Source organism: Methylobacterium planeticum, from assembly GCF_008806345.1.
Lineage (GTDB): Bacteria > Pseudomonadota > Alphaproteobacteria > Rhizobiales > Beijerinckiaceae > Methylobacterium > Methylobacterium planeticum.
In genome coordinates this window covers 223,953-250,793 of the sequence record NZ_VZZJ01000006.1, presented here as the reverse complement: position 1 = coordinate 250,793, position 26,841 = coordinate 223,953, and the positions used below count along the sequence as shown (strand labels likewise).

24 protein-coding genes are annotated in these 26,841 nt (G+C 67.3%); 11 read left to right on the top strand and 13 right to left on the bottom strand.

Features of this window, described 5'->3' with window-relative positions:
• Positions 1-130: 130 nt before the first annotated feature.
• From F6X51_RS10055 to F6X51_RS10040, 4 genes are all read right to left on the bottom strand, one after another.
• Positions 131-1,297, bottom strand: coding sequence for a glycosyltransferase family 4 protein (locus tag F6X51_RS10055; protein WP_150963138.1), 1,167 nt, complete (start codon positions 1,295-1,297; stop codon positions 131-133).
• Positions 1,294-2,538 (bottom strand): glycosyltransferase family 4 protein, encoded by a 1,245-nt coding sequence (locus tag F6X51_RS10050; protein WP_150963136.1) that lies wholly within the window; start codon positions 2,536-2,538, stop codon positions 1,294-1,296. Before F6X51_RS10050 ends, F6X51_RS10055 begins: the two co-directional genes overlap by 4 nt.
• Positions 2,539-2,895: 357 nt before the next feature.
• A complete protein-coding gene (locus F6X51_RS10045) occupies positions 2,896-4,062 on the bottom strand; it encodes a glycosyltransferase (protein WP_191970060.1) in 1,167 nt (388 codons plus the stop codon).
• Between the two features lie 92 nt (positions 4,063-4,154).
• Positions 4,155-5,438, bottom strand: a complete 1,284-nt coding sequence (locus tag F6X51_RS10040; RefSeq protein ID WP_150963132.1) for a GNAT family N-acetyltransferase — start codon at positions 5,436-5,438, stop codon at positions 4,155-4,157.
• Between the two features lie 203 nt (positions 5,439-5,641).
• On the opposite strand from F6X51_RS10040, the gene F6X51_RS10035 reads away from it, so the two are divergent.
• The 3 genes from F6X51_RS10035 (at position 5,642) to F6X51_RS10025 (ending at position 8,442) form a co-directional block, all read left to right on the top strand.
• Positions 5,642-6,703, top strand: a complete 1,062-nt coding sequence (locus F6X51_RS10035; RefSeq protein WP_150963130.1) for a polysaccharide deacetylase family protein — start codon at positions 5,642-5,644, stop codon at positions 6,701-6,703.
• Positions 6,704-6,876: 173 nt separating this feature from the next.
• Entirely contained in the window at positions 6,877-7,932 is a 1,056-nt protein-coding gene (locus tag F6X51_RS10030) for a glycoside hydrolase family 5 protein (RefSeq protein WP_191970059.1), read from the top strand.
• A gap of 72 nt (positions 7,933-8,004) precedes the next feature.
• On the top strand, positions 8,005-8,442 hold the full coding sequence (locus F6X51_RS10025; RefSeq protein WP_150963125.1) for a hypothetical protein: 438 nt from the start codon (positions 8,005-8,007) through the stop codon (positions 8,440-8,442).
• A 69-nt stretch (positions 8,443-8,511) separates the two neighbouring features.
• On the opposite strand, the gene hpxZ is transcribed toward F6X51_RS10025, so the two are convergent.
• Positions 8,512-8,913, bottom strand: coding sequence for an oxalurate catabolism protein HpxZ (gene hpxZ, locus F6X51_RS10020; protein WP_150963123.1), 402 nt, complete (start codon positions 8,911-8,913; stop codon positions 8,512-8,514).
• 429 nt (positions 8,914-9,342) lie between these two features.
• Here hpxZ and F6X51_RS10015 point away from each other — a divergent pair, with 429 nt between their 5' ends.
• The 5 genes from F6X51_RS10015 to F6X51_RS09995 all read left to right on the top strand — a co-directional run bounded on the left by F6X51_RS10015 (position 9,343) and on the right by F6X51_RS09995 (position 15,024).
• Positions 9,343-10,977, top strand: a complete 1,635-nt coding sequence (locus F6X51_RS10015) for an ABC transporter substrate-binding protein (RefSeq protein WP_150963121.1) — start codon at positions 9,343-9,345, stop codon at positions 10,975-10,977.
• A gap of 113 nt (positions 10,978-11,090) precedes the next feature.
• The gene (locus tag F6X51_RS10010; RefSeq protein WP_150963119.1) at positions 11,091-12,044 is read left to right on the top strand and encodes an ABC transporter permease; all 954 of its coding nucleotides are present in this window, start codon (positions 11,091-11,093) and stop codon (positions 12,042-12,044) included.
• 3 nt (positions 12,045-12,047) lie between these two features.
• Positions 12,048-12,974, top strand: a complete 927-nt coding sequence (locus F6X51_RS10005) for an ABC transporter permease (protein WP_150963117.1) — start codon at positions 12,048-12,050, stop codon at positions 12,972-12,974.
• Positions 12,971-14,014: an ABC transporter ATP-binding protein gene (locus F6X51_RS10000; protein ID WP_150963115.1), complete on the top strand. Its 1,044-nt coding sequence runs from the start codon at positions 12,971-12,973 to the stop codon at positions 14,012-14,014. The genes F6X51_RS10005 and F6X51_RS10000 overlap by 4 nt, the downstream gene beginning before the upstream one ends.
• Entirely contained in the window at positions 14,011-15,024 is a 1,014-nt protein-coding gene (locus tag F6X51_RS09995) for an ABC transporter ATP-binding protein (RefSeq protein ID WP_150963113.1), read from the top strand. Before F6X51_RS10000 ends, F6X51_RS09995 begins: the two co-directional genes overlap by 4 nt.
• Here the strand turns inward: F6X51_RS09995 and F6X51_RS09990 are convergent.
• From F6X51_RS09990 to F6X51_RS09965, 6 genes are all read right to left on the bottom strand, one after another.
• Positions 15,021-16,673: an AMP-binding protein gene (locus F6X51_RS09990; protein ID WP_150963111.1), complete on the bottom strand. Its 1,653-nt coding sequence runs from the start codon at positions 16,671-16,673 to the stop codon at positions 15,021-15,023. The genes F6X51_RS09995 and F6X51_RS09990 overlap by 4 nt on opposite strands.
• Before the next feature lie 71 nt (positions 16,674-16,744).
• Positions 16,745-17,080, bottom strand: coding sequence for a DUF6285 domain-containing protein (locus tag F6X51_RS09985; protein ID WP_150963108.1), 336 nt, complete (start codon positions 17,078-17,080; stop codon positions 16,745-16,747).
• Positions 17,081-17,082: 2 nt separating this feature from the next.
• Positions 17,083-18,099, bottom strand: coding sequence for a phosphotransferase family protein (locus F6X51_RS09980; RefSeq protein WP_150963106.1), 1,017 nt, complete (start codon positions 18,097-18,099; stop codon positions 17,083-17,085).
• A 45-nt stretch (positions 18,100-18,144) separates the two neighbouring features.
• Positions 18,145-18,912, bottom strand: a complete 768-nt coding sequence (locus tag F6X51_RS09975) for an SDR family NAD(P)-dependent oxidoreductase (protein ID WP_150963104.1) — start codon at positions 18,910-18,912, stop codon at positions 18,145-18,147.
• Between the two features lie 105 nt (positions 18,913-19,017).
• Positions 19,018-20,199: an acetyl-CoA C-acyltransferase family protein gene (locus tag F6X51_RS09970; protein ID WP_150963102.1), complete on the bottom strand. Its 1,182-nt coding sequence runs from the start codon at positions 20,197-20,199 to the stop codon at positions 19,018-19,020.
• 40 nt (positions 20,200-20,239) lie between these two features.
• Positions 20,240-21,451: an acyl-CoA dehydrogenase family protein gene (locus tag F6X51_RS09965; RefSeq protein ID WP_150963100.1), complete on the bottom strand. Its 1,212-nt coding sequence runs from the start codon at positions 21,449-21,451 to the stop codon at positions 20,240-20,242.
• Positions 21,452-21,582: 131 nt separating this feature from the next.
• Here F6X51_RS09965 and F6X51_RS09960 point away from each other — a divergent pair, with 131 nt between their 5' ends.
• The gene (locus F6X51_RS09960; RefSeq protein ID WP_150963098.1) at positions 21,583-22,287 is read left to right on the top strand and encodes a TetR/AcrR family transcriptional regulator; all 705 of its coding nucleotides are present in this window, start codon (positions 21,583-21,585) and stop codon (positions 22,285-22,287) included.
• Positions 22,288-22,401: 114 nt separating this feature from the next.
• The gene (locus F6X51_RS09955; protein ID WP_150963096.1) at positions 22,402-23,739 is read left to right on the top strand and encodes an Nramp family divalent metal transporter; all 1,338 of its coding nucleotides are present in this window, start codon (positions 22,402-22,404) and stop codon (positions 23,737-23,739) included.
• A 73-nt stretch (positions 23,740-23,812) separates the two neighbouring features.
• Here F6X51_RS09955 and F6X51_RS09950 read toward each other — a convergent pair whose 3' ends face one another.
• Complete coding sequence (locus F6X51_RS09950; protein ID WP_150963094.1) at positions 23,813-24,433, bottom strand: BA14K family protein; 621 nt, start codon at positions 24,431-24,433, stop codon at positions 23,813-23,815.
• A gap of 219 nt (positions 24,434-24,652) precedes the next feature.
• Entirely contained in the window at positions 24,653-25,393 is a 741-nt protein-coding gene (locus tag F6X51_RS09945) for a Crp/Fnr family transcriptional regulator (protein ID WP_150963091.1), read from the bottom strand.
• Between the two features lie 629 nt (positions 25,394-26,022).
• On the opposite strand from F6X51_RS09945, the gene F6X51_RS09940 reads away from it, so the two are divergent.
• The gene (locus tag F6X51_RS09940; RefSeq protein ID WP_246696729.1) at positions 26,023-26,619 is read left to right on the top strand and encodes a hypothetical protein; all 597 of its coding nucleotides are present in this window, start codon (positions 26,023-26,025) and stop codon (positions 26,617-26,619) included.
• Positions 26,620-26,841 lie beyond the last annotated feature (222 nt).

The window sequence follows — 26,841 nt, the reverse complement described above, 5'->3', positions numbered from 1 at the left end:
TTCGGCGGCAATCACCATCGCCTGAGGAGCCGGGCCTCCCAGCGCGCCGCATGGCTTCGCCCGGTGCGGGTGCCTTGCTTTCCGAGATCCCGGGCAACAGCCGGTTGCCCGACCGCCGGCGGCGGAGCCCTCAGCGGTCCGTGAGGGCGTGATGGTAGAGCTGCAGCGTGCGCCGGGCAATCACCGTCCAATCGTGCGCCTCGGCGATGCGCATGCGGTCTGCCGCATCGATCCCTTCCGCCGCCGCTCCCGAGGCGGCCGCCTCGAAGGCTGCGGCGAGATCCGTGACGTCGCCGACGGCGATGAACCGCGTGCCGGCGGGTGCGATCTCCCGGTGGGCCGGAATGTCGCTCAGGATCAGCGGGCAGCCGTAGCTCAGGGCCTCGAGAACGGCGATCGGTTGACCCTCGACGCTCGACACCATCGCGAAGGCGCCGGCATGGCCGAACAGGCCGGCCAGGTTGGTGCCGGTCTGGTGGCCGAGAAGCACTGCATCGCCCACGCCCTCAGCCGCATCCGAAACCGCGCGCGCGTACCCGTCGCGGTAATCGGCGCTCCCGACGATGGCCAGTTTCCATCCGCGGGCGCGCGCCTGCCGCATCGCGGCGATCAGGTCGAGTTGGCGCTTGACCGGGTCGATGCGCGCAACGGTGAGGATGTAGCGGCCTGGCGTCAGATCGAAGCTGCGCAGGATCGCCGGGCCGGCCTCGACGTTCGGCGCCGGGATCCCGTTCGGAATGATCTCGACGGGCACCTGATAGCGGCCGCGGACGCGGTCGGCGAGAAACCCCGACACCACGATGCGTCCGTGCGCCAGGCGCATTCCGGCCGTCTCGCCGAGGCGCAGGAGCCAGCGTGCGAATGAGCCCCACTTCTCGCGCTCGTAGTCGAGGCTGTGATGCGTCACCACAAGCCGCAACCCGAGCATGCGACCGAGCGGCGTGAACAGGGCCGGTCCGATGCCGTGGATGTGCAGGATGTCGGGCCGCGTCACACCGGCCCGCAGGACGCCGATCAACGTGTGGAAGAAGGTCTCGACGCCAGTCGTGCGGGGAGCCCACAGGCGGGCGAACCGCACGCCGCACCAGGTGCGCCCGACATCCGCAGCCATGTAGGAGGGCCGCACGACGACCTCGACTTCGCACCCGATCTCGACGAGGCGCGTGGCGAGATTCTCAACGTGATTCTCGATGCCCCCCTGCACCTTCGGGAATCCGCGCAGGCCGAGCATCGTCACACGCAGGGCCGGCCGGACCGCATCAACGACCTCAGGCTGCGCCTCCAACACGTCCATCATGCCGCGACTCCCGGGGTCAGCGTGGAATAGAGAGCTACGAGCCGGTCGCGATAGGCGGCGGCGGTAAAGTCGCGCTCGACCCAGGCACGCCCGGCCGCCCCCATCCTGGCGAGCCTCGCATCCGGCAGGGCGGCGTAGCGCGCGAGCTCGTCGGCGAGAGCCTCGACATCGCCCGATGCGACGAGGCTGCCGGTCTCGCCCTCGCGAACGAGTTCGGGGATGCCGGCGATCCTGGCACCGATGACCGGGCGTCCGGCCGCGTAGGCTTCGAGCACCGCAAGCGGCGCGTTCTCGTTGCACTCGGACGGCGCCACGACGGCGCGCGCCGTCTGGAGCACGTCGGCGAGTTCGTCCTTGCTCACGTGACCGAGGAACCGCACGTCGGCGCCGAGCCTTTCCGTCAGCTCACGCAGTTGGGTCTCGTCCGGACCGCGGCCGGCGAGTGTCAGCGGCTGGCCGGAACGCGCGGCCGCTCGCACCAGTGTCTCGACCCCCTTGAGCCGCTCCAGGCGACCGCAATAGACGAAGCGCGTCCCGATCGGCTCGTCGGGTCGGAAGCGGGCGACGTCGACGAAATTCGGCACGTGCACGAAGCGCTCGCGCGGCCAGCCCCAGCCGATGAGGGTTTCCATGACGAAGCGGCTCGGCACGACGAAGCGCGCGATGTTGGCCTCGTAGAGCCGCAGCCAGCGGTGGATATAGCTCTCCGCCATCACGACGCCCGACAGGGCGAGCGATCCTTTGATGCAGCGATGGACCGCGACGTTGTAGAGGCGCCCACCCTTGCAGCTGTCGCAGGGTCGGCCATCCCGCATCATCGTGTAGGCCGGACAGCCGAGCTTCAGATCGTGCACCGTCATGACGGTCGGGACCCCCCGTTCGCGCAGCAGGGGAAGCACGGAGGGGGAGAGGTGGTGATAGATGTTGTGGGCGTGCGCGATCGTCGGCCTCGCCCGGTCGAGGAGGTTTCCGAGCTTGCTGCGGGCCTGACGGGAATAGATCACCCGTTGTGCGTTGAGCAGCTTGCGCGCCAGGCTGTAATCGCGACCGAATTCGATCTCGTCAGGAAAGTAGTTCTCGTAGGCGGTCGGCAGATTGTTAGCATGTCGCATCGCGAAGGGCACGACATCCCAGCCGATGCCCTCGAACAGCCGGTTCTGCTCCAGGAACAGTACTTCAGCACCTCCGCGCGGGTAGAAGTAGTTGTTAATCGAGAGGAGGCGATTCTGAGCAAACGACATCAACGCCGCCGATCCATGCCGCTGGACGCGCCAGTCCGCGCGGGTGCGAGTGACGCCGTTACGCGGACGCCGATCCGATGGGGTGAAGTCGTTCGAACGCCCTGACCGCCCATCATGGCGTGAGGGGACCGGAGGCTCGCGGAGGCGCCGTCGGATTCAGTAGCATCGTTTCCTCCAGCACAGCTTCTACGACACATCGCCTCGCGCGATGCCACGACGGCCAACTAAAAACGCTTGGTCTCTGCTCGCCGTAACGCGATGTCCACAGAAATAGACTCGGGAGAACGAGTAGAAGAGCGATCAAAATCGGAAGGAATGCTTTCGAATTTTCGAAAAGTTTTTTGCGTATCGCCGCACTTACGCGGCGGCCGAGTTCGGCTTCGCGTCAGCCACGACGTGGCCGTCGATCCAGGCCTGCGGACGGATCCGCGGACGCAGGAGGCCGAACCAGAATCCCACCGCGTAGATGTTCCAGGCGGAGACCGCGTAGAGCGCGTAACGCCACGAGCGCCACTTCAGCGCCATGGCACCGAAGGGAAGGGCCAGCAGCACGCCGAACGCCACCGCCTTCTGCCAGCCCGGAACGGCAACGAGCGCCGCCAGCATCGACAACCACCACAGGTGGATGATTGCGCAGAGCAGGAAGGCGTTGTTGTTCCGGAAGATCAGCCGGAACTGCGGCTGGCCGAACGCGGCTCGGAAGGCCTCCCCGGTGGCGAAGGCGGTCTTGTTCCGGAATCGGCGGGCCAGCAACCGGAAATCCCCGTCCGAATGCCCGTGATGGTCGATCGCGACGCTGTCGATCCGTGCCAGGGTCCAGCCAGCAGCGTGGAGGCGGCAGCCGAGATCGAGTTCTTCGCCCCCGTGCAGGTTCCGGTCGGTGAAGTACCCGATCGCCTCGATCGCCTCGCGGCGATAGAGGCCGCCGCAATCGAGGCGGCTCACCGCTCCCGGCTGTCGGTCCGGCTCGATGCGTCGCTCGCGCGCTTCGAACTCGACGTTGCTCGTCTCCCGCTCGCGGATCAGGCCACCAATGCCCGCGAGCATCGGGTCGCGCGCGAGCTGTTCCAGGGCCTTCCCGAGGAAGCCGGGTTGCAGCTTCATGTCGCCGTCGATGAGGCAGATGAAGCGCCCGCGGCAGTACTGGTAGCCGAGCTGGGCGCCCGCTCCGCAGGATCGATCAGCGATCCGCTGAAGCGTGACGATGCGGATCGGGTAGCGGCGGGCGATCTCCAGCGTCCGGTCCGTGGAGGCGCTGTCGGCGAGAATGACTTCACCGTCATGTCCCGCCAACGCCGCGAGCGCGCTCTCGATCGCCGCGGCGATGCGCTGCTCCTCATTGAGCGCCTTGATGACGATACTGATGGTCGGTTGATCTGGCACGATGTCGTGAGCCTGCTGATCCAAGAATGTGTCGCGTTGATACGGTCGTCCCGCCTCCAGACACAGCATCCGATGAGGATTGCCAACCTGTGTCTGGGTGGCACAGTGCCTTTGCGCTTGTGAGTAGCTGCGCAAGCGCAAGGCCAACTTCCGCGTGTGCCAAGTTGAACCTCTGCCGAAAGGAAGCCTCGGCACCGCTGCCCTGTGCATCCTTCGCGGTGTGCGTTGCGAGGTCAGGTGCGATTTCGCAGTCGGTGCCTGAACGTCGCTGCGGCGCGCACGCTCCGACGGAGGCCCGGCCATCCCTTCACCCGCTCGCGCGCATGCCAGAGCGCGAGGATCAGGCGTCCGCGCAAGGTGCGGGCGGCCTGATACCGGTATAGCGGCAGGGTATGATCGGCCCAGTCCGCCTTGTAGCCCTCTTCGCCCACCGTCAGGTCGAAGACCGTGAGATCACCCCGCGCGATGCACATCTGGATGACGCTCTCGATCAGAAGACGTCCGACCGACAACCGGCTCCAATCGGCCCGGTAGGTGGTGATCAGGAAGGCGTAGCGACCGCGGAAGATCACGCCCCAGAGACCCGCGACGAGTTCGTCGCCGACCCAGAGCCCCGCGACGCTGATGCTGCCCTCACGCATCGGCGCGCCGGTCATGCGCTCGTAAAATGCGACCCTCGCATCCTGAGCCAGGGTGTCCGACAGGCCCGCCGCCTGTTGCCAGCGGGATTTGTGCTCGAGCAGGAAGCGGGTGATCGCGAGACGCTCCGCTTCCGCCTCGGGAAAAGCGACGCGCACGGGTGCTATCTTCTCGAGGCGGCGGCGATAGCGCCGGTTCTGGCTGAAGAACTGCGTGCTGCGTGCCGCCGCGAACGCCGCGAAATTATCCGGCAGGCTCGCCCCATACGCGTTCGTGTGGGGCTTGAGGCCCGGCAGGCTCGCCAGGGGATTGGGGACCCCGTCGAAGGCGAGCGGCATCCGCGTGAGGCGTACGAGATCGACGCGGGGCAACCGAGCGAGGATGTTGCTCCAGAGCCGAGCCATGTCGATGGTGCCGATCGCCCGTTTTGGATTGATCAGCGGGAGGTTGTAATCGGTGAGATCACCCCCGAGAAATTCGAGGCTCCGAACCGAGCCCTTCAAGGTAAGCGCCAGAGGGAGGAGGAGCAGGGTCTCGCCGCCCCGCGTGGTCACGTGAACGAGGCAGGCGTTCACACCGGTGGCTACGCCGACGGTGTCGAACCAAGTCGAGACCCACTCGAAGGTCTGGAACGCGCTGCAGGAGCAGGTCTTGCTAGCCTGCTGCCAGATCTCCTCACTCGCCGCGAGGCTGTGGAAGATCGTTAGGCCGGCGCCCGCTAAATCAGGAATGGTCCAATCCTCAGGCGCGCGCGACAACTCGAAGTGCTCGGCAGCACCCGGACGGCGATTTTCTTCGGGGAGGGCCGAGGCGGTTCGCGCGGATTGCATGGACCATTGTCCGGAAGCCAAGGAAGAATCAGCTCGATCTTCGATCACAGATAGGGTCCGATGGAAAAGGCCGTGGTTTTACCGTGTTTCGATGAAGACTTGGTGTCCGGGAACCACTTCGTATAAGTTCAGGGGATTGAACAGGCACTTTCGTTCGTTCGCAGCTGAAGACGGACTGCTGGAAGCCGATATCCTTAACAGTTCGGCTGGGGTCGGCCGGTTCAGAATGAAAGCGTTGGGGAACGACCGAGATGGATGCGCGCGCGCTGCTGAAGACCGGTCTGCCGATCATAGCGCATCGGAGCGGCTTGGCGCGCGCCCTCTCCCAGCGTTACGGCGGAGCTGGCACGCTCTTCATGCTCCATTCCGTTGTCCCGGACGGTACTTTTCATCCCGACGCGAGCCTGCGGTGCCCGGTCTCCCGCCTCGATGCGGCCTTGGGCTTCTTGCGCAGGCTCGGTGTGGACTTCGTCAGCCTGGATGAGGCGGTTCGCCGCCTCCAGTCCGGGGCGCCTGGCCGGTTTGCAGCCTTCACGTTCGACGACGGGTTCGCGGACAATCTCGTCCACGCGCTTCCGGTGATGGAGCGGCACGGCGCGCCGTTCACCGTCTACGTCACCACCGGCATGATGACGGGCGAAATCGATGCCTGGTGGCTCGGCTTGGCGGAGCTGATCCGCAGGCGCGACACGATCACCCTCCCGAGTATCGGGCGCAGCTTCACGTGCGAGAGCCGGGCCGCGAAGGTCGCGACCTATATCGAGATCGAGCGGCTCGTCCACGACGATTACATGCTCCTGCCCTTGATCCGGAGCCTGATCGCCCTGTCCGACATCGACATCGCCTCACTCGTTCTGAAAGAAGGGCTGACGCGCGATCAGATCCGGCGGTTTGCCGATCACCCCTTGGTGACGATCGGCGCGCATGGAACGACGCATATCAATCTGGCGCTCGCCCCGGAGGACGCGGCGCGCAGCGAGATGGCCGAGAACCGCAGCTTTCTCGAACTGATGCTCGATCGGCCGGTGCGCCACTTCGCCTATCCGTTCGGCAACCCGCGCGCCTGCGGCATCCGGGAGGCCAAGCTTGCCAAGGAACTCGGTTTCGAGACCGCCGTGACCACCCGGCACGGGGCCGTATTCTCCGATCACCTCCGGCATCTGCACGCCCTGCCGCGCGAGACCCTCGCCAGCACCGACACGCCCTCGACGCTGTCCTGCAAGGTCGGTGGGTTCTACCGGGCGGTTCGCACCAAGTTCGGGCCGCCGGTGGCGCATATGCTGAGCGGCCGTGAGCCCAGCGCCTCCCGATGAGGCGGCGTCTCCCGGCGATCTGGATCGCGGCCTATCTCGTCGGCGGACCGGTCCTCGCCGCCGAGAGCGTGCCGTTTCACCGCGGCATCGGCATCTCGCACATCCTTGCCTGGGCGGAGGTCGGCCCGGACCGGGCCTTCGCCTTTCCGCCCTTTGCGGGTGCGGACCGAACCATGCCGCCCGCCGAGATGCGCCGCTTGACCGACGCTGGCCTCGATTTCGTGCGCCTCGCGCTCGATCCCGGGCCTTACCTGCAATTCACCGGATGGAAGCGCGATTGGGCGGACCGCTTCCTGATCGATACGGTCCGGGGCTTTCTCGCGGCGGGGCTCGGAGTGATCGTCGACCTGCACCCGAGTGATCTTCACCCCGACTACGAGTCCCAGGCGTTGACCGTGAGCTCGCGCAGCTCGGGCTTCCAGGCCTATCTCGGCCTCGTCTCGCGCATCGCAGGCCTCCTCACCGAGATCAAGTCCGAGAAGGTCGCGCTTGAGCTGATGAACGAGCCGACGATCGGGTCGGCGGCGTGGCAGCCGATGCTGGAGGCTGCCTACAAGGCCGCGCGGAGCCGGGCGCCGCGCCTGTCGCTGGTTCTTGGCGGCGGAAACCAGAACGCGGTTTCCGGCCTCACCGGCATGGATACAAGGCCATTCGCCGACGATCCAGCCGTCCTCTACACCTTCCACGCCTATGATCCGTTTCAGTTCACGCATCAGGGGGCGTCGTGGAACGCCGCCGCTCTGCTTGCCGACGTACCATATCCGGCTCGCGCGCGGCCGCTGAATGAGAGCTTGGACGCGATGAGCCGCATCATCGCGCAATCGGACATGAAGGCCGACGCGAAGCCGGCAGCGCTGGCGACCGCGACGCGCCAGCTCGAGAGCTACCAGCGCTCGGGTTTCGACCGCGGCGCCCTCGCGAAGGTTTTCGACGAGGTCGGTGAATGGGCACGCAGCCGGACCATCGCGCCGCAACGGATCCTGCTCGGCGAGTTCGGTGCGCGTCTGACGCCCGCGAGCACGGGAGCCGCGCAGCAGGCGGAGCGGGAGCGCTGGTTCCGCGACATGCGCGAGCTTGCCGAAGCGAAGGGGTTCGCGTGGTCGGCCTTCACCTATCGCGGCTCCGGCGGTTTCGCGCTGGCCCGCAACGAGGTCGGACCCGGGCTCGACCCGATCGTCGCGCGAGGTCTCGGCCTGCGGCGCATGGAGGCCGCGCCGCATCGACCTTGAACTCGGGACAATCCGTCGGTTGGCGTCGCTTCGCCGAACGTGGCAGAAGCCGTCGCGCGAGAGGATGTGCTCATGACGGATGCCGGCCCCGATGCGATCCCGAGTGCTCAAAACGACGGCAGGATCGCAACGCCGAGCCTGAGCGTGATCGCGGGCCCGAACGGTCTGCCGAGTCTGCGCCTGAACACCGGCTCGCAGATCGTGATGATGGACGTTTCTCCCGCTCTTGCCGCCCAGCTCGGAACGTCGCTGCTCGCCGCGAGTGCACTCTACAGCCGCGAGGCGCAGATTCTGGAGCCGGGTGAGGTGATCGTGCAGGCTGAACTGCCCGTGACTGCCTGGAAATCGGGCACATTCGACGCGAGCGGCATGCCGGCCCTCATCCTCGGCCTGCTCGGCGGAGCGGAGCTCGTCCTGCGCCTCACCCCCGTCGACGCGGCCGCTTGCGGCGCGGCCCTCTACACCACGACCGAACGGATGAAGGCGGAGCCCGGCACGCCGATCAGCTGAGGGGCGGCGAGGTCTCGCTCCGCGGTTTGGAGGCGCCGAACGCGTCCCTGCGGGACCGGCTTCGAGGGATCACGCGCCAACTCCAGCATCAGCATCCTCGATGAGGCTGACATGGGCCGCGACGACTTTCCAGCCATCCGAAAAACGCATCCAGGTTTGACTCTGGCGCCCGATCCGACCGGGCGCACCGCGACGCGTGAACAGGGTCATCGCGCTCGCGGAGTCCTGGCCGTAGGTGGTGATGACGGTTCGGACAAGCTGCCGCTCAAGACCTGCCGGCGAGCGGGCGCGTCGGAACGCGCGAATCGCGTCCATTCCATAGAGATTCTCGCCGGCTCCGTAGCGGATCGTGCGGGGATCGTCGTGGAAGAGGGCTTCGAGGGTCGCCACGTCGTTCGTCACGAGGGCCTGCTCGTAGGCGCGAAAAGCCGCCTCGACTTCGGCCTTCACCGTGGGGTCATCGATCTGCATGAGGTTCTCCGGAGCCGCGCGGGCCCGCCAGCGTTCGGGCTTGGCCAGGAAAGAGCAAGGCGACCGCTCGCCCTGAGCTTGCGAGTTTCGGGCCTCCTTCAGCGACGGTGTCAACACCGCTCGGGCAGTTCCGGTCGCCCTGGAATTGGGTGACACGACTTCCAGGCCCTGGGAATTTCGATCGACGCACGGGGCCGCTGAGGATCTGCCACGACTGCTCGCAGGACCGACGGGTAATCGATGCCGCGCTGAGATCGGGTCCAAGAAACACATGATCTTGTCGTAACTTAGCCTCGTTGATCCGACATCGGATCGGTCCGCCCGTGCGTGCCCGCTACTGTGTGGCCGCGAGCTTGCATACAGGACGCCGACCCGGAAGCGCCCTCCACCAAGGAGCGGCCACGGGACCTCAGGGGACGGCTTTTCGGTATGCGGGCTCAATCTCGGAATCGGTTCGGTCACTCGCTCGGGCTGCGCCTCGCGCTCGCCACGGCACTCTCTGTCGCGGCCGTGCCGGCCGTCGCGCAAGGCGTGCTTCGGATCGGCATGACCGCGTCGGACATCCCGCTGACGACCGGTCAGGCCGACAACGGCGGCGAGGGCATGCGGTTCATGGGCTACACCGTCTATGACGGGCTCGTGAACTGGGACCTGTCGAGCGCGACGAAGCCCTCCGATCTCGCGCCCGGCCTCGCCACAGGTTGGACGGTGGACGCCAACGACAAGACGCTCTGGACCTTCAAGCTCCGTGATGGCGTGAAATTCCACGACGGATCGGATTTCACCGCGGACGCGGTGGTGTGGAACCTCGATAAGCTGCTGAAGAACGATGTCCCGCAATTCGATCCGCGCCAATCGGCCCAGGGCCGCTCGCGTATCCCGGCGGTGGCGAGCTACCGCGTGATCGATCCGCTGACGGTCGAGATCAAGACCAAGGCGCCGGATGCCACCCTGCCCTACCAGATCGCCTGGGTGATGATCTCCTCGCCCGCGCAATGGGAGAAGCTCGGCAAGAGCTGGGAGGCCTTCGCCAAGACGCCCTCCGGCACGGGTCCCTGGAAGCTCAGCCTGTTCGCTCCGCGCGAGCGCGCCGAAATGCTGCCGAACAAGGAGTACTGGGACAAACCCCGCGTGCCCAAGCTCGACAAGCTCGTGCTCGTGCCCCTGCCCGAGGCCAATGCCCGCGTGGCCGCGCTGCGCTCCGGCCAGGTCGACTGGATCGAGGCGCCCGCGCCCGACGCGGTCGCGTCCCTCAAGGGTGCCGGATTCCAGATCGTCACGAACAGCTACCCGCATAACTGGACCTGGCATCTCTCGCGCGTGCCGGGCTCGCCCTGGAACGATGTCCGGGTGCGCAAGGCCGCCAACCTCGCCATCGACCGCGAAGGCCTGAAGGAGTTACTCGGCGGCCTCGCGATCCCCGCCCAGGGCTTCATGCCTCCGGGGCATCAATGGTTCGGCAGCCCGAGCTTCAAGCCGGGCTACGACCCGGAGGCGGCCAAGAAACTCCTGGCCGAGGCCGGCTACGGGCCGGGCAAGCCGCTGAAGACCAAGATCCTCATCTCGGCGTCCGGTTCGGGCCAGATGCAACCCTTGCCGATGAACGAGTTCGTGCAGCAGAGCCTCGCCGAGGTCGGGATCGAGATCTCGTTCGAGGTGGTGGAGTGGAACACGCTCATCAACATCTGGCGGGCCGGCGCCAAGTCCGACATGGCGCGCGGTGCGACGGGGATGAACTATTCCTACTTCATCCAGGATCCCTTCACGGCCTTCATCCGCCACCTGCAATGTGATCTGACGCCGCCGGCCGGCACCAACTGGGGCTATCACTGCGACCCCGAGATGGACAAGCTCTTCGCCGAGGTGCGCAACGCCTTCGATCCGGCCCAGCAACTCGCCGTCTTGAAAAAGGTCCACGAGAAGTTCGTGGACGATGCGCTCTTCATCATGATCACGCACGACGTGAACCCGCGGGCGATGAGCCCGAAGGTCAAGGGCTTCGTGCAGGCTCAGAACTGGTTCCAGGACTTCTCGCCGATCTCCATCGCGAGCCCGTCCCGCTAGCGCGCTCTCGCCCCGGGCGACCCCCGGCGTGAGAGGACCGCGACACCGCAACTGCCCGGTACCGATCCTGCCTCCGTGGGACCGGCGCCGGGCCGCAGGAGCCCGTTCGCCCCGTGCTGTTCTACATTCTGAAACGACTCGTCTACGTCACGCCGGTCGCCCTCGGCGTCAGCCTCGTCTGCTTCCTCCTCGTCCATCTGGCGCCCGGGGATCCGCTGAGCGCGGTCCTGCCGGTCGATGCGAGCCAGGAGACGATCGCCGAGATGCGGGCAGCCTACGGCTTCGATAAGCCGTTGCCGGTGCAATACGCGATCTGGCTGTGGCGGGTGCTGCACGGCGACCTCGGCAACTCGATCGCGACCGGACGCCCCGTGCTCTCGGAGGTCGGCCGGGCGGTGGTGAACAGCCTGATCCTCGCCTCGCTGGCGACGCTGATCGGCTTCACCTTCGGAACCCTGTTCGGGTTCGTGGCGGGTTACCGCCGCAACTCGATCCTCGATCGGCTCGCTTCGATGGTGTCGGTGTTCGGAGTAAGTGTCCCGCATTACTGGCTCGGCATGGTGCTGGTCATCGTGTTCTCGGCCAATCTCGGCTGGCTGCCGCCGACGGGCGCCGGCCCGGACGGCTCGGGCAACTGGCGCCCCGATTTCGAGCACCTGCGCTACATCATCCTGCCGGCCCTCACGATGTCGGTGATCCCGATGGGGATCATCGCCCGCACCGTGCGGGCGCTCGTCGGCGACATCCTCGGCCAGGACTTCGTCGAGGCTTTGCGCGCCAAGGGACTGACCGAGTTCGGTGTGTTCCGCCACGTCGTGCGCAATGCCGCCCCGACCGCGCTGGCGATCATGGGTCTGCAACTCGGCTACCTCCTCGGAGGCTCGATCCTGATCGAGACGGTCTTCGCCTGGCCCGGCACCGGGTTCCTCCTGAACGCGGCGATCTTCCAGCGCGACCTGCCCCTTCTCCAGGGTTCGATCCTGGTGCTGGCGATGTTCTTCGTCCTTCTTAACCTCATCGTGGACGTGATGCAGACCGCACTCGATCCACGCATCGAGCGGGCCTGACCGATGGCTGCACCGATCACCGCCGCCGCCGTCACGGCACTCGCCGAGGGCACGCCGCTTCCGAGCGTCTCGCCCGAGGCCTACGTGCCCTCCCGGGGCTACTGGCGTCATGTCGGCCACAAGCTTTCCCGCGATCCGGTGGCACTCGCAGCCGCCGCCGTGATCCTCCTGGTCGTGGGCGTCGCCCTGTTCTCGCCCTGGATCACCCCGATGGATCCCTACAAGGGATCGATGCTGCGGCGCCTCAGGCCCATCGGTGATTCCACCTACTGGCTCGGCTCGGACGAACTCGGCCGCGACATGCTGAGCCGCCTGATGGTGGGCGGACGCCTCTCCCTGTTCATGGGGGTGACGCCGGTTCTGATCGCCTTCGTGGTCGGCTCGAGCCTCGGGATCCTGGCGGGCTACGCCGGCGGCTGGATTAACACGATCCTGATGCGGACCATCGACGTGTTCTTCGCCTTTCCCTCCGTGCTCCTGGCGATTGCCCTGTCGGGTGCGCTGGGGGCGGGCATCTTCAATGCCATCGTGTCGCTCACCTGCGTGTTCGTGCCCCAGATCGCGCGCGTCGCCGAGAGCGTCACGACGCAGATCCGGGCGCGCGACTACGTCGACGCGGCCAAGCTCTCGGGGGCTTCCGCCTTCACCATCGTGCGGGTGCAGGTGCTCGGCAACGTCCTCGGCCCGATCTTCGTCTACGCCACGAGCCTGATCAGCGTGTCGATGATCCTCGCCTCCGGCCTGTCGTTCCTCGGCCTCGGAGTGCGTCCACCCGAACCCGAATGGGGCTTGATGCTCAACACGCTGCGCACCGCGATCTACGTCAACCCGATGGTGGCGGCCCTGCCGGGCTTCGCGATCTTCATCGTCTCGATCTCGTTCAACCTGTTCTCAGACGGATTGCGATCCGCGATGGAGATCCGCCAATGAGCGTCGGTGTGATCGATCCCCGCGACCGTGGCGGTCCGGCCCAACCGCTGCTCAGCGTCACCGACCTCGTCAAGCACTTCCCCATCCGGAAGGGTTTCGGCGAGAAGAAAGGCCGCGCGGTGCGCGCCGTCGACGGCGTCAGCTTCGAGGCTCTGAAGGGTGAGACCCTCGGCATCGTCGGCGAGTCCGGCTGCGGCAAGTCGACCACGGCGCGCCTGCTGATGGGCCTGACCGAGCGTGATTCCGGCGACATCCTGTTCGACGGAGAGTCGGTTGGTGGCCGCGCCCTCCCGTGGCGCAGCTTCCGTCGCCAGACCCAGATGGTGTTTCAGGACAGCTACGCCTCGCTCAACCCGCGCATGACGATCGAGGCCTCGATCAGCTTCGGCCCGCGGGTGAACGGGATCGGCGCGCGCGAGGCCGCCGAGCGCTCGCGCGGCCTCCTCGCCCGCGTCGGCCTCGAGCCGAAACGCTTCGGCGGCCGCTATCCGCACGAATTGTCCGGCGGCCAGCGCCAGCGCGTGAACATCGCCCGCGCCCTTGCGCTCGAGCCGCGCCTCATCGTCCTGGATGAGGCGGTCTCCGCGCTCGACAAGTCGGTGGAGGCGCAGGTGTTGAACCTCCTCCTCGACCTCAAGCAGGAATTCGGCCTCACCTACCTGTTCATCAGCCACGATCTCAACGTGGTCCGCTTCATCTGCGACCGCGTGATGGTGATGTATCTCGGCCGCGTCGCCGAGATCGGACCCGCCGACACGGTCCTGTCGCGGCCCTCGCATCCCTACACGGAGGCCCTCCTCGCCTCCATGCCCTCCCTCGACCCGGATCGGCGCACGCAGGAGGCGCTGCTCGCGGGCGATCCTCCGAACCCGATCGATCCGCCGCCGGGCTGCCGCTTCCATCCGCGCTGCCGCATCGCCGAGGCGGTCTGCGCCGAGACCGAGCCGCCGCTCGATCCCGTGGCTCCGGCGCACCGCGCGGCCTGCCTCGCGCGCCAGCCGAATTCGGGCCATTCCCTCAGCGTCGCGAGGGCCGCATGAACGCCGCGGTCGCCATCGAGAACCTCAAGGTCACCTTCGGTGCCGTGCGCGCCGTGGACGGCGTCGATCTGGTGCTGGAGAAGGGCCAGGCTCTCGCGCTGATCGGAGAATCGGGGTCGGGCAAGAGCGTGACCCTGCGGGCCATCCTGCGTCTCCATTCGGAGAAGCGCAGCCGCATCGAGGGCCGTATCCAAGCGGCCGGACGCGACGTCCTCACCATGTCGAAGCGGGAGCTCTCCGCCTTTCGCGGCGGAACGGTCTCGATGATCTTTCAAGAACCTCTGCTTGCCTTCGATCCCGTCTACACGGTGGGCCAGCAGATCACGGAATCGATCCGCCGACACGAGGGCGTCAGCGCAGGCCAGGCTCGCGTCCGCGCCCTGAAGATGTTCGAGCGCGTGCGCATTCCGAGCCCGGAGCGCCGTCTCGACGCCTACCCGCACGAGATGTCCGGGGGCATGCGCCAGCGCGCGATGATCGCCCTGGCCTTGGCCTGCCGCCCCGAGGTCCTGCTCGCCGACGAGCCCACCACGGCCCTCGACGCGACCGTGCAGATCCAGATCCTGCTGCTCCTGCGGGAGCTGCAGGCGGAGCTCGGCCTCTCGACCATCTTCGTCACCCACGATCTCGGGGCGGCCGTCGAGGTCGCGGACCGGATCGCCGTGATGTATGCGGGCCGCATCGTCGAGACCGGGACGGCGCGGCAGATCGTTCTCGATCCGCATCATCCCTACACGATCGGCCTGCTGCGCAGCCGTGCGGACGGGGCGCTCGCCAAGGGTGCGCGGCTCGACACGATTCCGGGAAGCCCGCCCGACCTCGCGAACCGGCCGCCGGGTTGCCCGTTCGCGCCGCGTTGCTTCCTTGCCGAGGAGCGGTGCCGTCGAGAGGAGCCGCCGCTCGCCGCGGCCGGTCCGTCCCATCTGGCGGCGTGCTGGCGCTCCGAGGAGGCTGCCGCGAGCTTTCGGCGCAAGCGGGCGGAGGCGGCCGAGCCGGTCCTTGCGGTCTAGGCCTTTGCGGCCGGCTCGATCGCCTGCGCCTGCTCGCGCAGCACGAACTTCTGGATCTTGCCGGTGGCTGTCTTCGGCAGCGGCCCGAACACGATCGTCCTCGGCACCTTGAAGCGCGCGAGGTGCTCGCGGCAGAAGGCGACGATCTCGGCTTCCGTCGCGCCGGGACCACTCGGCTTGAGCTCGAGAAACGCACAGGGCGTCTCGCCCCAGGTAACGTCGGGGCGGGCGACGACCGCGGCGAGCATGACGGCGGGGTGGCGCGAGAGGACTTCCTCGACCTCGAGACTCGAGATGTTCTCGCCGCCCGAGATGATGATGTCCTTGGCGCGGTCCTTGATCTCGACCGCGCCGTCCGGATGCCAAACCGCGAGATCGCCCGACAGGTACCAGCCGCCCGTGAGCGTCCGGGCGGTGGCGTCGGGGTTCTTGAGGTATCCCTTCATCACGGTATTGCCGCGCATCGCGATCTCCCCGATCGTGCGCCCGTCCTGCGGGATCGGCGCAAGGGCCGAGGGATCGACGACCGCCAACTCCTCCACGGTCGTCAGCGACACGCCCTGGCGTGCCATCCGCTCGTAGCGTTCCGCCTCTGTGAGATCCGCCCAGGCGTCGACCGCCACGCTGGCCGTGCCCGGTCCGTAGGTCTCGGTCGCCCCGTACAGGTGCGTGACCGAAAATCCCATCGACTCCATTGCCCGGAGGATCGTCGAGGTCGGTGCGGCACCGCCCGTGGCACAGCGAACCGTCTGCGGGAAGGGAACGCGGTCCTGCGCCGGCGCGTGCACCAGCATCGAGAGGAGGATCGGCGCGCCGCAGAGATGCGTGACGCCATGCTCGGCGATGAGGCGGAAGATTCGAGCGGGCTCGACCTTGCGCAGGCAGACCTGCGTGCCGCCGGCTGCCACCATGGCCCAGGGGTAGGACCAGCCGCTGCAATGGAACATCGGCAGCGTCCAGAGATAGACGCTCTCCCGGTTCACCCCGAAAGTGACGGCGTTGCCGAGCGCCTGAAGGTAGGCCCCGCGATGGCTGTAGACGGCGCCCTTCGGATCGCCCGTCGTCCCCGAGGTGTAGAGGAGACAGAGGGATTGCCACTCGTCGTCGGGCCCCGGCCAATCGTAGGATGGGTCGCCCTCGTGCAACAAGTCCTCGTAGCCGATTGCCTCCAGGATCGCGGGGCCCGCCGCCGGAGCGGGGACCTCGACGAGCAGAGGCTGTTCGTCGAGAAGGGCCAGCACCTGCGCGACCAGGGGCGCGAAATCCCGATCGACGATGAGCACCTTCGCCTCGCCGTGGCGCAGCGAGAAGGCCAGCGTCGCCGCGTCGAGGCGCGTGTTGAGCGGGTTCAGCACGGCGCCGAGCATCGGCACGGCGAAATGCGCCTCGATCATCTCCGGGATATTGGGGGCGAGGATCGCCACGGTCTCGAGGCGCCCGATTCCGCGCCGGGCGAGCGCGGAGGCGAGACGGCGGCAGCGGTCGTAGAGCTCCGCGTAGGTGATGCGCCGCTCGTCGTCGATCACCGCGACGCTGGCGCCGAAGCTCACGGCGGCGCGGGCAAGGAAGCTCGGCGGGGTGAGGGCCGCGAAGTTCGCGCGATTCTTGTCGAGCCCGGTCTCGAACGGGTGCCCGGTGTTGCCGGCCATGGCGCTTCCTCGTTTCCCCGAACGTCTCGCCCGCGGCGCCGGGGTTGATCCCCGGATGCCAGCGCCCCCGCTCACTGACCGGGCGGCGGGGGCTTCCAGATGGCGGCGGCCGTCTCGGTAGCCTCGACAAGCGCCGCGTGGAGATCCGCATCGGCATCGTGACCGCCGGCCCGGATGGCGGCCGCGAGGTCAGCCGTCGTGGCGTCGGGATCGATCCGGGACACTGCCCGCGCCAAGGCATCGCGCATCGCGGCGCCATGCTCGATCTCGCGGGCGACGATGCCGATGGCATTCGCCACCATCGCGGCGAGATAGCGGGGGCGGCCCGTCAGGGTGGGGGCGATCTCCCGGCTCAGGACCTGGCGAGCGACGTCGAGAAGTTCAGCGCCCGATGGTTCGTCCTGCATGGTCAGACGCTCCAAAACTTCGGGTCTGTCGCCCGCAGGACTGCGCGTTCGAGTTCCGGGACCATGCGCCCGGTCAGGGCGAGTTCGAGGGAGAACGCGGCGCCCGAGAGATGGCGCTGCCCCTGTTCGAGGGCGATTACCGCCCAGCGCAGATGGGCGACGATTTCCCAGTAGCGCACGGCGGCATTGTCGATGGGCCCGCCGCCCTCCCCTTCGTATCCTCGATAGAAGGCCGCGCGCGAGGCGATGCCCCCGGCCTCGAGCGCGGGCCGGCCGAAGCGCCAGCACTCCGCGCAGAACCAGCCGAGATCGGATACCGGGTCGCCCCAGCCCGCAAACTCCCAATCGAGGATCGCGGTTAGCCCCGCGGCGTCGACCATGTAATTGCCGGTCCGGAAGTCGCGATGCGTCAGGGTGGGGACGGAGCAAGCCGGAGCGTGCCGGTCGGCCCAGCGCAGGCCCCATTCGAGTGCCGGGCGCGCCGCGCCGAGGGCATCGAGCTTACCCCGGAGCACGGCGATCTCGGCGCGCGCGGGGTCTGGCTCGGGGTCACCCAGGAAGGCGAGGTTTGCGCGGGGCAGGCGTATCCGATGGATCCGGGCGAGTTCCCGCCCGAGGCATTCAGCCAGCCGCTCCCGATCACCGCCGAGGCTCAGATCCTTGGCAACGCGCGGACCGAGCGCGACCCCGTCGACGAGGCCCATCAGAGCGAAGGGCGCTCCGACGACGGTCTCGTCCTGGCAGAACCCGACGGGCTCCGGCACGCGCACGCCGCCGTGATGAGCCGCCTGCAGGATGGCGAATTCCTCGGACCGGCTGCGGCTCGACGCGATCGTCGCCGCCGCATCCTTGCGCAGGACGAAGTGGCGCGGTGTGCCCGCCACGACGCAGTCGATCCGCCAATTCTCCTGGATCGAGCCGCCGCCGAGCGGCTGGACGTCGGTTAGCGTGACCTCGCCCGCACCGAGTTGCCGTGCGAGCCAGGCGCGCAAAGCCTCGCGGCGATCGTCATCCAGCACGGGCGGAGCCCTCCGGTGCCGGGCATTCCTTGATCCGCACGACGGTCACAGGCCCGAGACCAGATGGCCGCCATCGATGGCGATCACGCTGCCCGTCATGTAGCCGCCCGCATCCGAGGCAAGGAGCAGGAGCGCGCCGTCGAGGTCCCCGGCCTCCCCGAGGCGCCGCTGCGGGATGCGCTTGATCAGGGCCTTGCCGGCGTCCGTGTCGAAGAATGCGCCGCTGAGCTCCGTCCGGATGTAGCCGGGCGCCAGGGCATTCACCCGGATGCCGTGGCGCGCCCATTCGAGCGCGAGGCTTTTGGTGAGCTGCACGACGCCGGCCTTCGACACCGCGTAGGGCGCAACACCGCCCGCAACCCGAAGGCCGAGGATCGACGCAACGTTGATGATGCTGCCGCGCGTGTCCGTGCGCACCATCCGGCGCGCCGTGGCCTGCGCCATCAGCCAGACCCCCTTGAGATTGGTGTCGACGACGCGATCCCACTCGTCCTCTTCGAGGTCGAGGGCCGCCCGCGTGACCGTGACGCCGGCATTGTTCACCAGAACCGCGACCGGGCCGAAGGAGGCTTCCGCCAAGTCGAGCGCCGCTTCGACGGTCATGGAATCGGTGACATCCATCACCGCCGCTCTCGCCTGCCCACCCGCGGCCTCGATCCGTACCACGGTCTCGGCAAGGGCGTCAGCCCGGCGCGCCGTGACGGTGATGCGCGCTCCGGCTTCCGCGAGGCGCAAGGCGAAGTGACGCCCGAGGCCGCTCGAAGCGCCCGTGACGAGCACGTGCCGGTCAACCAGATCGAACAGCCCGGCCATCGGCCCTCCCGGCGGCATCCGCTTCGCGCGGATCACCGCAACCGTTTCCGTCCATGTCCCGCCCACGCTCGTCCGGCACAGGTCGGGCCGCCCACACTCAACCGATCAGGACAGGCGCTCAAGGGCGAGCGCGATGCCCTGTCCGCCGCCTATGCACATCGTCACGAGACCATAACGCCCCTCACTGCGGCGCAGCTCGTAGAGCGCTTTGACGGTGAGGATCGCCCCGGTGGCGCCGATCGGATGTCCGAGCGCGATGGCGCCGCCGTTCGGGTTCACCCGCGCCGGATCGAAACCGAGATCGCGTGACACGGCGCATGCCTGTGCCGCGAAGGCCTCATTCGACTCGATGACATCGAAATCACCGACCGTCAGGCCCGTACGGTCGCAAAGACGCCGAACCGCCGGGACCGGGCCCATGCCCATCTCCGAGGGATCCACGCCTGCGTGCGCATAGCCGACGATCCGGGCGAGCGGTGTCCGCCCGTCGCGCTCGGCTCGCTCGGCGCTCATCAACACGAGGGCAGCAGCGCCGTCGTTGAGGCCCGAGGCGTTGCCCGCGGTCACCGAACCGTCCTTGCGGAACGCGGGACGCAGCGTCGCCAGATCCTCCGCGCGGGTCGCCTTCGGGTGCTCGTCCGTGTCGAATGCCACGATCTCGCGCCGCACCGTGACCTCGACCGGCAGGATCTGCTCGCGGAATCGGCCCTCCGCGATCGCCGCGCGGGCCCGGCCCTGACTTTCGGCCGCGAGTGCATCCTGAGCTTCGCGCGAGACGTCGTAGCGAGCGGCCACGTTCTCGGCGGTGATGCCCATATGGCCGTTGCCGAAGGGGTCGGTGAGGACGCCGATCATGTAATCGGTCGCGACCATATCGCCCATGCGCTGTCCGGTGCGTGCGGCCGTGAGAATGTGGGGTGCCCGGCTCATGCTCTCCGCGCCACCCGCGACCGCGATGGCGGCATCACCGAGGAGAATGGCTTGCGCAGCCGAGACCACCGCCTGGAGGCCGCTACCGCACAGGCGGTTGACCGTGAGCGCCGGAACCTCCTGTGGGATCCCGCCCTCCAGGGCCGCCACCCGCGCCAGATAGGCATCGCGCGGCTCGGTCGGGATGACGTTGCCGAAGACGACGTGCCCGACCTCGGCGCCTTGCACCTCGGCTCGGCGCAGGGCCTCGCGGACGCAGAGCGCCCCGAGGCGCGACGGCGGCACAGCGGCGAGCGATCCCCCGAAGGACCCGATGGCCGTCCGCACGCCCGCAACGATCACGACACCATTCGACATGTCTCTCGCTCTTCCCCGCGCCATTGCTCGCGAAACACGCCTAGACCGAGTCCGGCACGTTCCAGTGCCAGAACGACCGCTCTTCCTTCTCGAGGAAGCGGTTCAGTACCATCTTGTGGACCTCGTCCGCCCCGTCGACGAGGCGCGCCTGGCGGGCGTAGCGGTAGATCCACTCCAGTACCGTGTCCTTGGAGTAGCCCCGGGCGCCGTTGATCTGGATCGCGACGTCGGCGGCCGCGTGCAGCAGGTTGGCGACGTGGATCTTCGCCATCGAGACCTCCTTGCGGGCGAAGCCGCCGCGATCAAGCTCCCAGGCCGCCTTCATCACGAGCAGACGCCCGACCTCGATGCGCATGGCGAGGTCTCCGAGCATCAGCTGGATGCTCTCACGGTCGGCGAGGCGCACGCCGAATCCATGCCTATCGGACGCGTAGGACCGGGCGATCTCGACGCAGCGTTTCGAGAGTCCGAGCCATCGCATGCAATGGGTCAACCGGGCGGGGCCAAGCCGGATCTGCGTGACCTTCAGGCCGGCGCCCTCACCGATCAGGACATTGTCGCTCGGGATCTCGAGTCCGTCGAAGCGCAACTCGCAATGGCCCCCATGTTCCTCGGGTCCCATGATGGCGATGCGGCGCACGATCTCCCAGCCGGGCTGTTCCGCGTCGAACAGGAAGGCCGTAAGCCCGGTCCGCGGATCGTCCGAGGTGCGTGCGACCAGGATGAGGTGCCCGGCATCCTCAGCCCCGGTGATGAACCACTTCTGCCCGGTCACCACGTAGGTGTCGCCCTCGCGCCGCGCCGTGGTGCGGATCATCGACGGGTCCGAGCCTCCGCCGGGATGCGGCTCGGTCATGGCGAAGGCCGAGCGGGTGCGGCCATCCACGATGGGCGCGAGCCAGCGCCTCTTCTGAGCCGGTGTGCCCACCGCCTCCAGGAGCATCATATTGCCGTCATCGGGCGCGGCGGAATTGAAGACGACCGGCCCGAAGATCGAGCGGTTCATCTCCTCGTAGCAGACCGCCATGCCAACCTTGTCGAGCCCGGCCCCACCGGTCTCCGGTTTCAGCTGGAGGCACCAGAGACCCTCGCTGCGCGCCTGCTCGCGCATCCGCGCGAGGACGTCGAGGGCGATGTTGCCGTGCGGATCGTAGGCGCCCGGATCGCTCTCCAGGGGAATCAGGGCGCGGTCGACGAAGGCCGCGATCCGCCTGCGATAGTCTTCGACGCGGGGATCGACCGAGAAATCCATTCGCGGGCCTCCGCGCGGAAAAACGAGCAAGCGCTCGGTTTTCTAGACCTGTCGGCGCTGATCGGCAATAGAATGCTGCGGCGAATGTCAGCTCGAAGCGCGGGGGAAGCCGTGAACGTTCCGGGAAGGCCATGGTGACGGGCGCGGCCGAAGCGCGGGGCAGGCGCTACGATCCGAACTTGGCGTCCCTCGAGCCGATCTGCGCGCGAATCCTCGCGCGCCATCGCGCGACGATCCGCGTGCAGAAGTCGCACGTGGCCACGGCGAACCTCGCGCGGATCATCGGCGCGGTGCTTCATCTCTCCGCGCAGAAAGGCTTTCATCAGACCACCTTGCGCGACCTTGCCGAGGCCACCGGCCTCAGCATGGGCGGCCTGTATTCCTATTTCGAGAACAAGAATACCCTGCTGGTCATGATCCTCACGGAGGTCGCCACAACCGCGGAAGCCGCGCTCCGGGACGCTCCGGATGCGGTGAAGAACGATTCGGTCCTGCATCTGCGCTGGCTCATCGCCACGCATATCCGGCTGACCGAGGACATGCAGCCCTGGTTCGTCTTTGCCTACATGGAGGCCAAGGGATTTCCGGCTTCCGCGCGGCGGATCGCAGTCGAGAGCGAACTCGCCACGGAGCAGATCTTCGCCGATGTGCTGGCACGGGGCGTCGCACAGGGGCGCTTCCGCGTCGGCGACGTGTCCCTCACGGCGTCGCTGATCAAGCCGCTGCTGCAGGATTGGTACGTGAAGCGCAGCAAGTACCGGAAGCGGCGAACGGATGTGGAGGTCTACATCGCTGCCGTGACGACCTTCGTGGAGCGATCGATCCTCATCCGCTGAGCTCAGGCCTTCCATCCGGTGACCGTGCGGCAATAGCATCTTAGCTGTTTGTATCGATTATAGCACATGCTATAGAGCGGCGATCGGTTCGGTGTGGGTCCTTACGTGAATTTCATGCAGCGGCAGCAGGCGTGGCGCTTCGGCGGCGACTCCGACGCGGAGCCAAGCCTCGGCCGGATGAACGCGAGCGTCCCGGTTCCCGCGACCGGAACGTGGTTTCGCCGGATGCTGGCGTTCGTTGGCCCGGGCTACATGGTCTCGGTCGGCTACATGGACCCCGGCAACTGGGCCACCGACATCGCCGGTGGGTCGCAGTTCGGCTACACGCTGCTTGCCGTCATCCTCCTCTCGAACCTGATGGCGATCGTCCTGCAGGCGCTCGCGGCGCGCCTCGGGATCGCCACCGGGCGCGATCTCGCCCAGGCATGCCGCGACCACTACCCGCGACCCGTCAGTTTCGTGCTGTGGCTCGTCTGCGAGGCTGCGATCATCGCCTGCGACCTCGCGGAGGTGATCGGCACCGCGATTGCCCTGAAGCTTCTGTTCGGCATTCCCCTGATCCTCGGAGCGAGCATCACGGCGCTGGATGTCTTCCTGATCCTGCTGTTGATGCGACGCGGCTTCCGCGCGCTGGAAGCCTTCGTGATCGCTTTGCTCACGGTGATCTTCATCTGCTTCGGCATCCAGATCACCCTCGCGGCCCCACCGGTTCAGGCCGTGCTGGCGGGCTTCCTGCCGTCGCCCGAAATCGTCACCAACCCGGCTGCCCTCTACATCGCCATCGGGATCATCGGCGCGACCGTGATGCCGCACAACCTGTACCTGCACTCGTCGATCGTGCAGACGCGCGCCTATCAGCGGGACAAACCGGGCCGCAAATCCGCTCTGCGCTTTGCGGTGATCGACAGCACCGTCGCGTTGATGCTGGCGCTGTTCGTCAATGCTTCGATCCTGATCATGGCCGCGACGGTCTTCCACGCGAGCGGGCGCACCGAGGTGCAGGAGATCGAGCAGGCCTACGACCTGCTGACGCCGCTCCTCGGCGCCGGTCTCGCCTCGACGCTGTTCGCGGTGGCACTGCTGGCCTCCGGGCTCAACTCCACCGTGACGGCGACCCTTGCCGGGCAGATCGTGATGGAGGGGTTTCTGCGGCTTCGTCTGCCTGATTGGGCTCGGCGCCTCGTCACGCGCGGGATCGCCATTGTGCCCGTGGTCGTGGTGACCGCGCTGTATGGCGAGCAGGGCACCGCTCGCCTCCTCGTCCTCAGCCAGGTCGTGCTGTCGATGCAGCTGCCGTTCGCGGTGATTCCACTCGTTCAGTTCGTGTCGGACCGCGGCAAGATGGGGCCACTCGTCATCCCGCTCTGGCTGAAGCTTCTGTCCTGGGCAATCGCGGCGGTGATCGTCGCGCTGAACCTCAAGCTCCTGCTCGACACGATACTGGGCGCGTGATCGCGGCGACGGCACGAACGAGAGCGCCTCGTGGGTCTCCCTGCGAGGCGCTCTCAGTTCAGTTCACGAGGCCTTACGGGCAAGGATGCCGCTGACCATCGTAACCAAGATAGGTCCCGCTGCGGCGGTCGTAAGAACGGAAGCGCTGCGCGCAATAGGCCGTCTGGTCGCCGCCACCGGGAGCGACTTCCGTTTCGACCGGAACGGCACCGTAATCGTAGGCACCGTACCCGGCCGGGGCGTAGCCACCATCGTACCCACCGCCGTAATAGCCGTTATCATAGCCGTAGCCGCCGTAGCCGTATCCGAGGCCTCCCGCTGCCAGGCCGAGACCCAACCCCAGCCCGAAACCGCCGTAGCCGCGGCGGTAACCGTATCCGCGGCCACCGTAGAAACCGCGGTTGGCGATCGCGCCGCCCTGGAACCCGCGTCCCTGGAACCCGCCGCCGGCGATCCCGGCCCTGCCCCCGCGGAATCCACCGCCGCCAATGCCCACGCCGCCACCGCGGAAGCCTCCGCCGCCGATGCCCGCACCGCCGCCGCGGAATCCGCCGCCGACGCTGCCTCCGGCACCGCCGCCCGCGAAACCGCCTCCGAGGGCGTTGCCGCGGAAGCCCTGCGCGTCCGCCGCCGCGGGGATGAAGGCGAGAGCGCCGGCCAAAATGGCGGAGCCTAGAATTATTCGACTGGTCATGGTCCGTCCTGCAATCGAAAACCTGAAGTGGTCTGATAACGCGCCGATCGCTCAGGAGTTCGTAAGCTTGACCACGGAAGAATGTTTGTCGTGCGCGACCGGTCGTCGCCGGATGATTTGCGGATGTTCTTCGTGCAAGCGTCGCGCCCTACGATGCGACGGGCTGCTCCGTGAAAGCGCTCGCCCGCGATATCCCACCGAGCGAGGAGCGGCATCGCGTCAGTTCACCCTCGGTCGGACGAGGTGGAGGTAGGTTGGGTCGAACTCGGCCACCTTCGTCAGGGCGCTCCAGTCTTCGATGGCGAGGCTGCGCCCGCGCAACATGATCAGGCCGCGCCCCCTAAGATCCTGCAGAACCCGGTTCACGTGCACGTTCGAGAGGCCGAGCGCGTCGCCGATGTCGATTTGCGTGATCGGCAAATCGCAGCGGAAACCCTCCGCGAGGCCGACCGCGTGAAGCCTCAGGTAGAGTTCGCAGAGCATGTGGGCGATCCGGCCATGCGCCGTGCGGCGGCCGATCCCCGTCATCCATTCGCGGAAGATGGCAGCGTCGATCAGCGTATCCCGCCACATGATGGCGGCAACGCCGGGAAAGCGCCGCGTCATCTCGCGCAGGGCCTCGTGCGGAATGAGGCCGACGCTACTCGTCGTGGTCACCCCGAGACTGTGATCCATCACCTGGAGGTGCAGGCTTTGCAGGTCTGGAACGTCTCCCGGAATATGGAACGAGAGGATCTGCCGCTTGCCGTCCGGCAGCACCTTGTACCGGAATCCCCATCCGGACAGCAGAAGACAGCAATGGGACGGCCTGTCCCGGTCGCGGACAATGTCTTCACCGGGTTCGAAAATCCGCACCGTGAGAGGCAACGCCTCGATGGCCTGCCGCTCCGCGTCGGTGAGGGACGCGATGCTGGCCAACTTGCGAGCCATGCGGCCGATATCTGAAGCGGCGGAGGCCATGGACGTCTCACTCACCTTCAACGGCAGTATCGTCGCTGATCTCCGGCGCCGCTGACCATTGGCGCGTCGTCGTAGGGGGAATCGCGGAACCGGAGAGCGATCGACCGTCGCGCGAGGCTTATCACTCTGGTTTCGAACGGGACATGCTGCAAGTATCGCCTATCCCGCGAGACATTTTCCGGTTTATTCCATCTCGGAAATTTGGGCGCGACGGCTGTCGGAAATCCCATCATGCTTCCGCGCGTTCTGACGTGCCCCATGGCTGAATTGCCTGTCACACGGACATACTGAAGGCGACGGCGACTCCTTCATCGTGCCGATCGTGACTTAAGACGAGAATCGAGACCGCCCCGAGCGCCCGGCCGCGCCGCCTGTGCAGGCGCATGCCCGCGACGGCGACGAACAGGCATCACCGTCGATGACAGCTACGCCCTGGCGAGCGGCAGCGTCACCCGAATCTGAAGCGCGTTCTCGCTCGATGCGTCGATCGCCGGCGAATCCGACGATGACCGGATCGCCGTCGACGCGTCCAATCTCGAAGAGGCGCGCCGGGAACGCCCTGGAACGGACGTCGTTGGCCCCTAAAACTGGGCTTGCTGCAGTGCGGCGCCCCGAAAAGAGGTTGGACGATGCAGTCGGGTTTCTCCGCAAGATTGACCGTACTGGGATTTGCTCTCGTTCTGCCGGCTGCCGCCTTCGGGCAAACCTCGCAACCGCGCGCCGCGCCTCCGATGGAGAACGCGGCAGGGTCCGGCTCCGGTCGGCCGGCGAACCTCTGCCGGGAACTGATGGCCTTCCTGCATCCGCCCGCGGCACAAGCCGATGCCAGCACGCCACCTCCTCAGACGGCGACGGCGGTGCAGGCACCGTCGCAGGATAAGCCGGTCCCGAAACCCGGCGAAGCAGGGGCTCCTCAGAAGGAATCCGGCCAAAGCGGGCCGATCTCGAATGCCGGCCCCGGTGCCGCAGGCCCGCAGGGCACTACGCAAAAGGATACACAGGCCGCTCCGAAATCCGACAAGCCTGCGGCTCCCACCGCGCCGAGCGCTCCGAAACCTTCACCCGAGGCTGTCGCAAGGGCGGATGCGGCGGCAGACACGAATGACCTTCGGACTTGCCGAGCGGTGGCTCAGGAGATGCGCCGCGCCGGCGTCGCAATGCCCCCACCCCTGATCGCGCTGTCCGCCATGGACCCGAGATTGCTGGAAGCGTCGCTCGCGCCGTGAGCGGCGCTGGCCGATTTTTGCAGAGACACTGGCGAGCGCACGGTCCGGCGCGACCTCCTGGTGTGCGGTCGTGCCGGACTCGACGCCCGGTAGGGTCTGGCGTCGGCGATGATCCGCAGGCTTGCGGTTGCAGCCTCAGCGGACTGCTGCACTGCAAGATATTTGAGCAGCCGAATGGCCCCGATTTGGATGCAGCGCGGGAACGAACGAACGCGCGGCGAC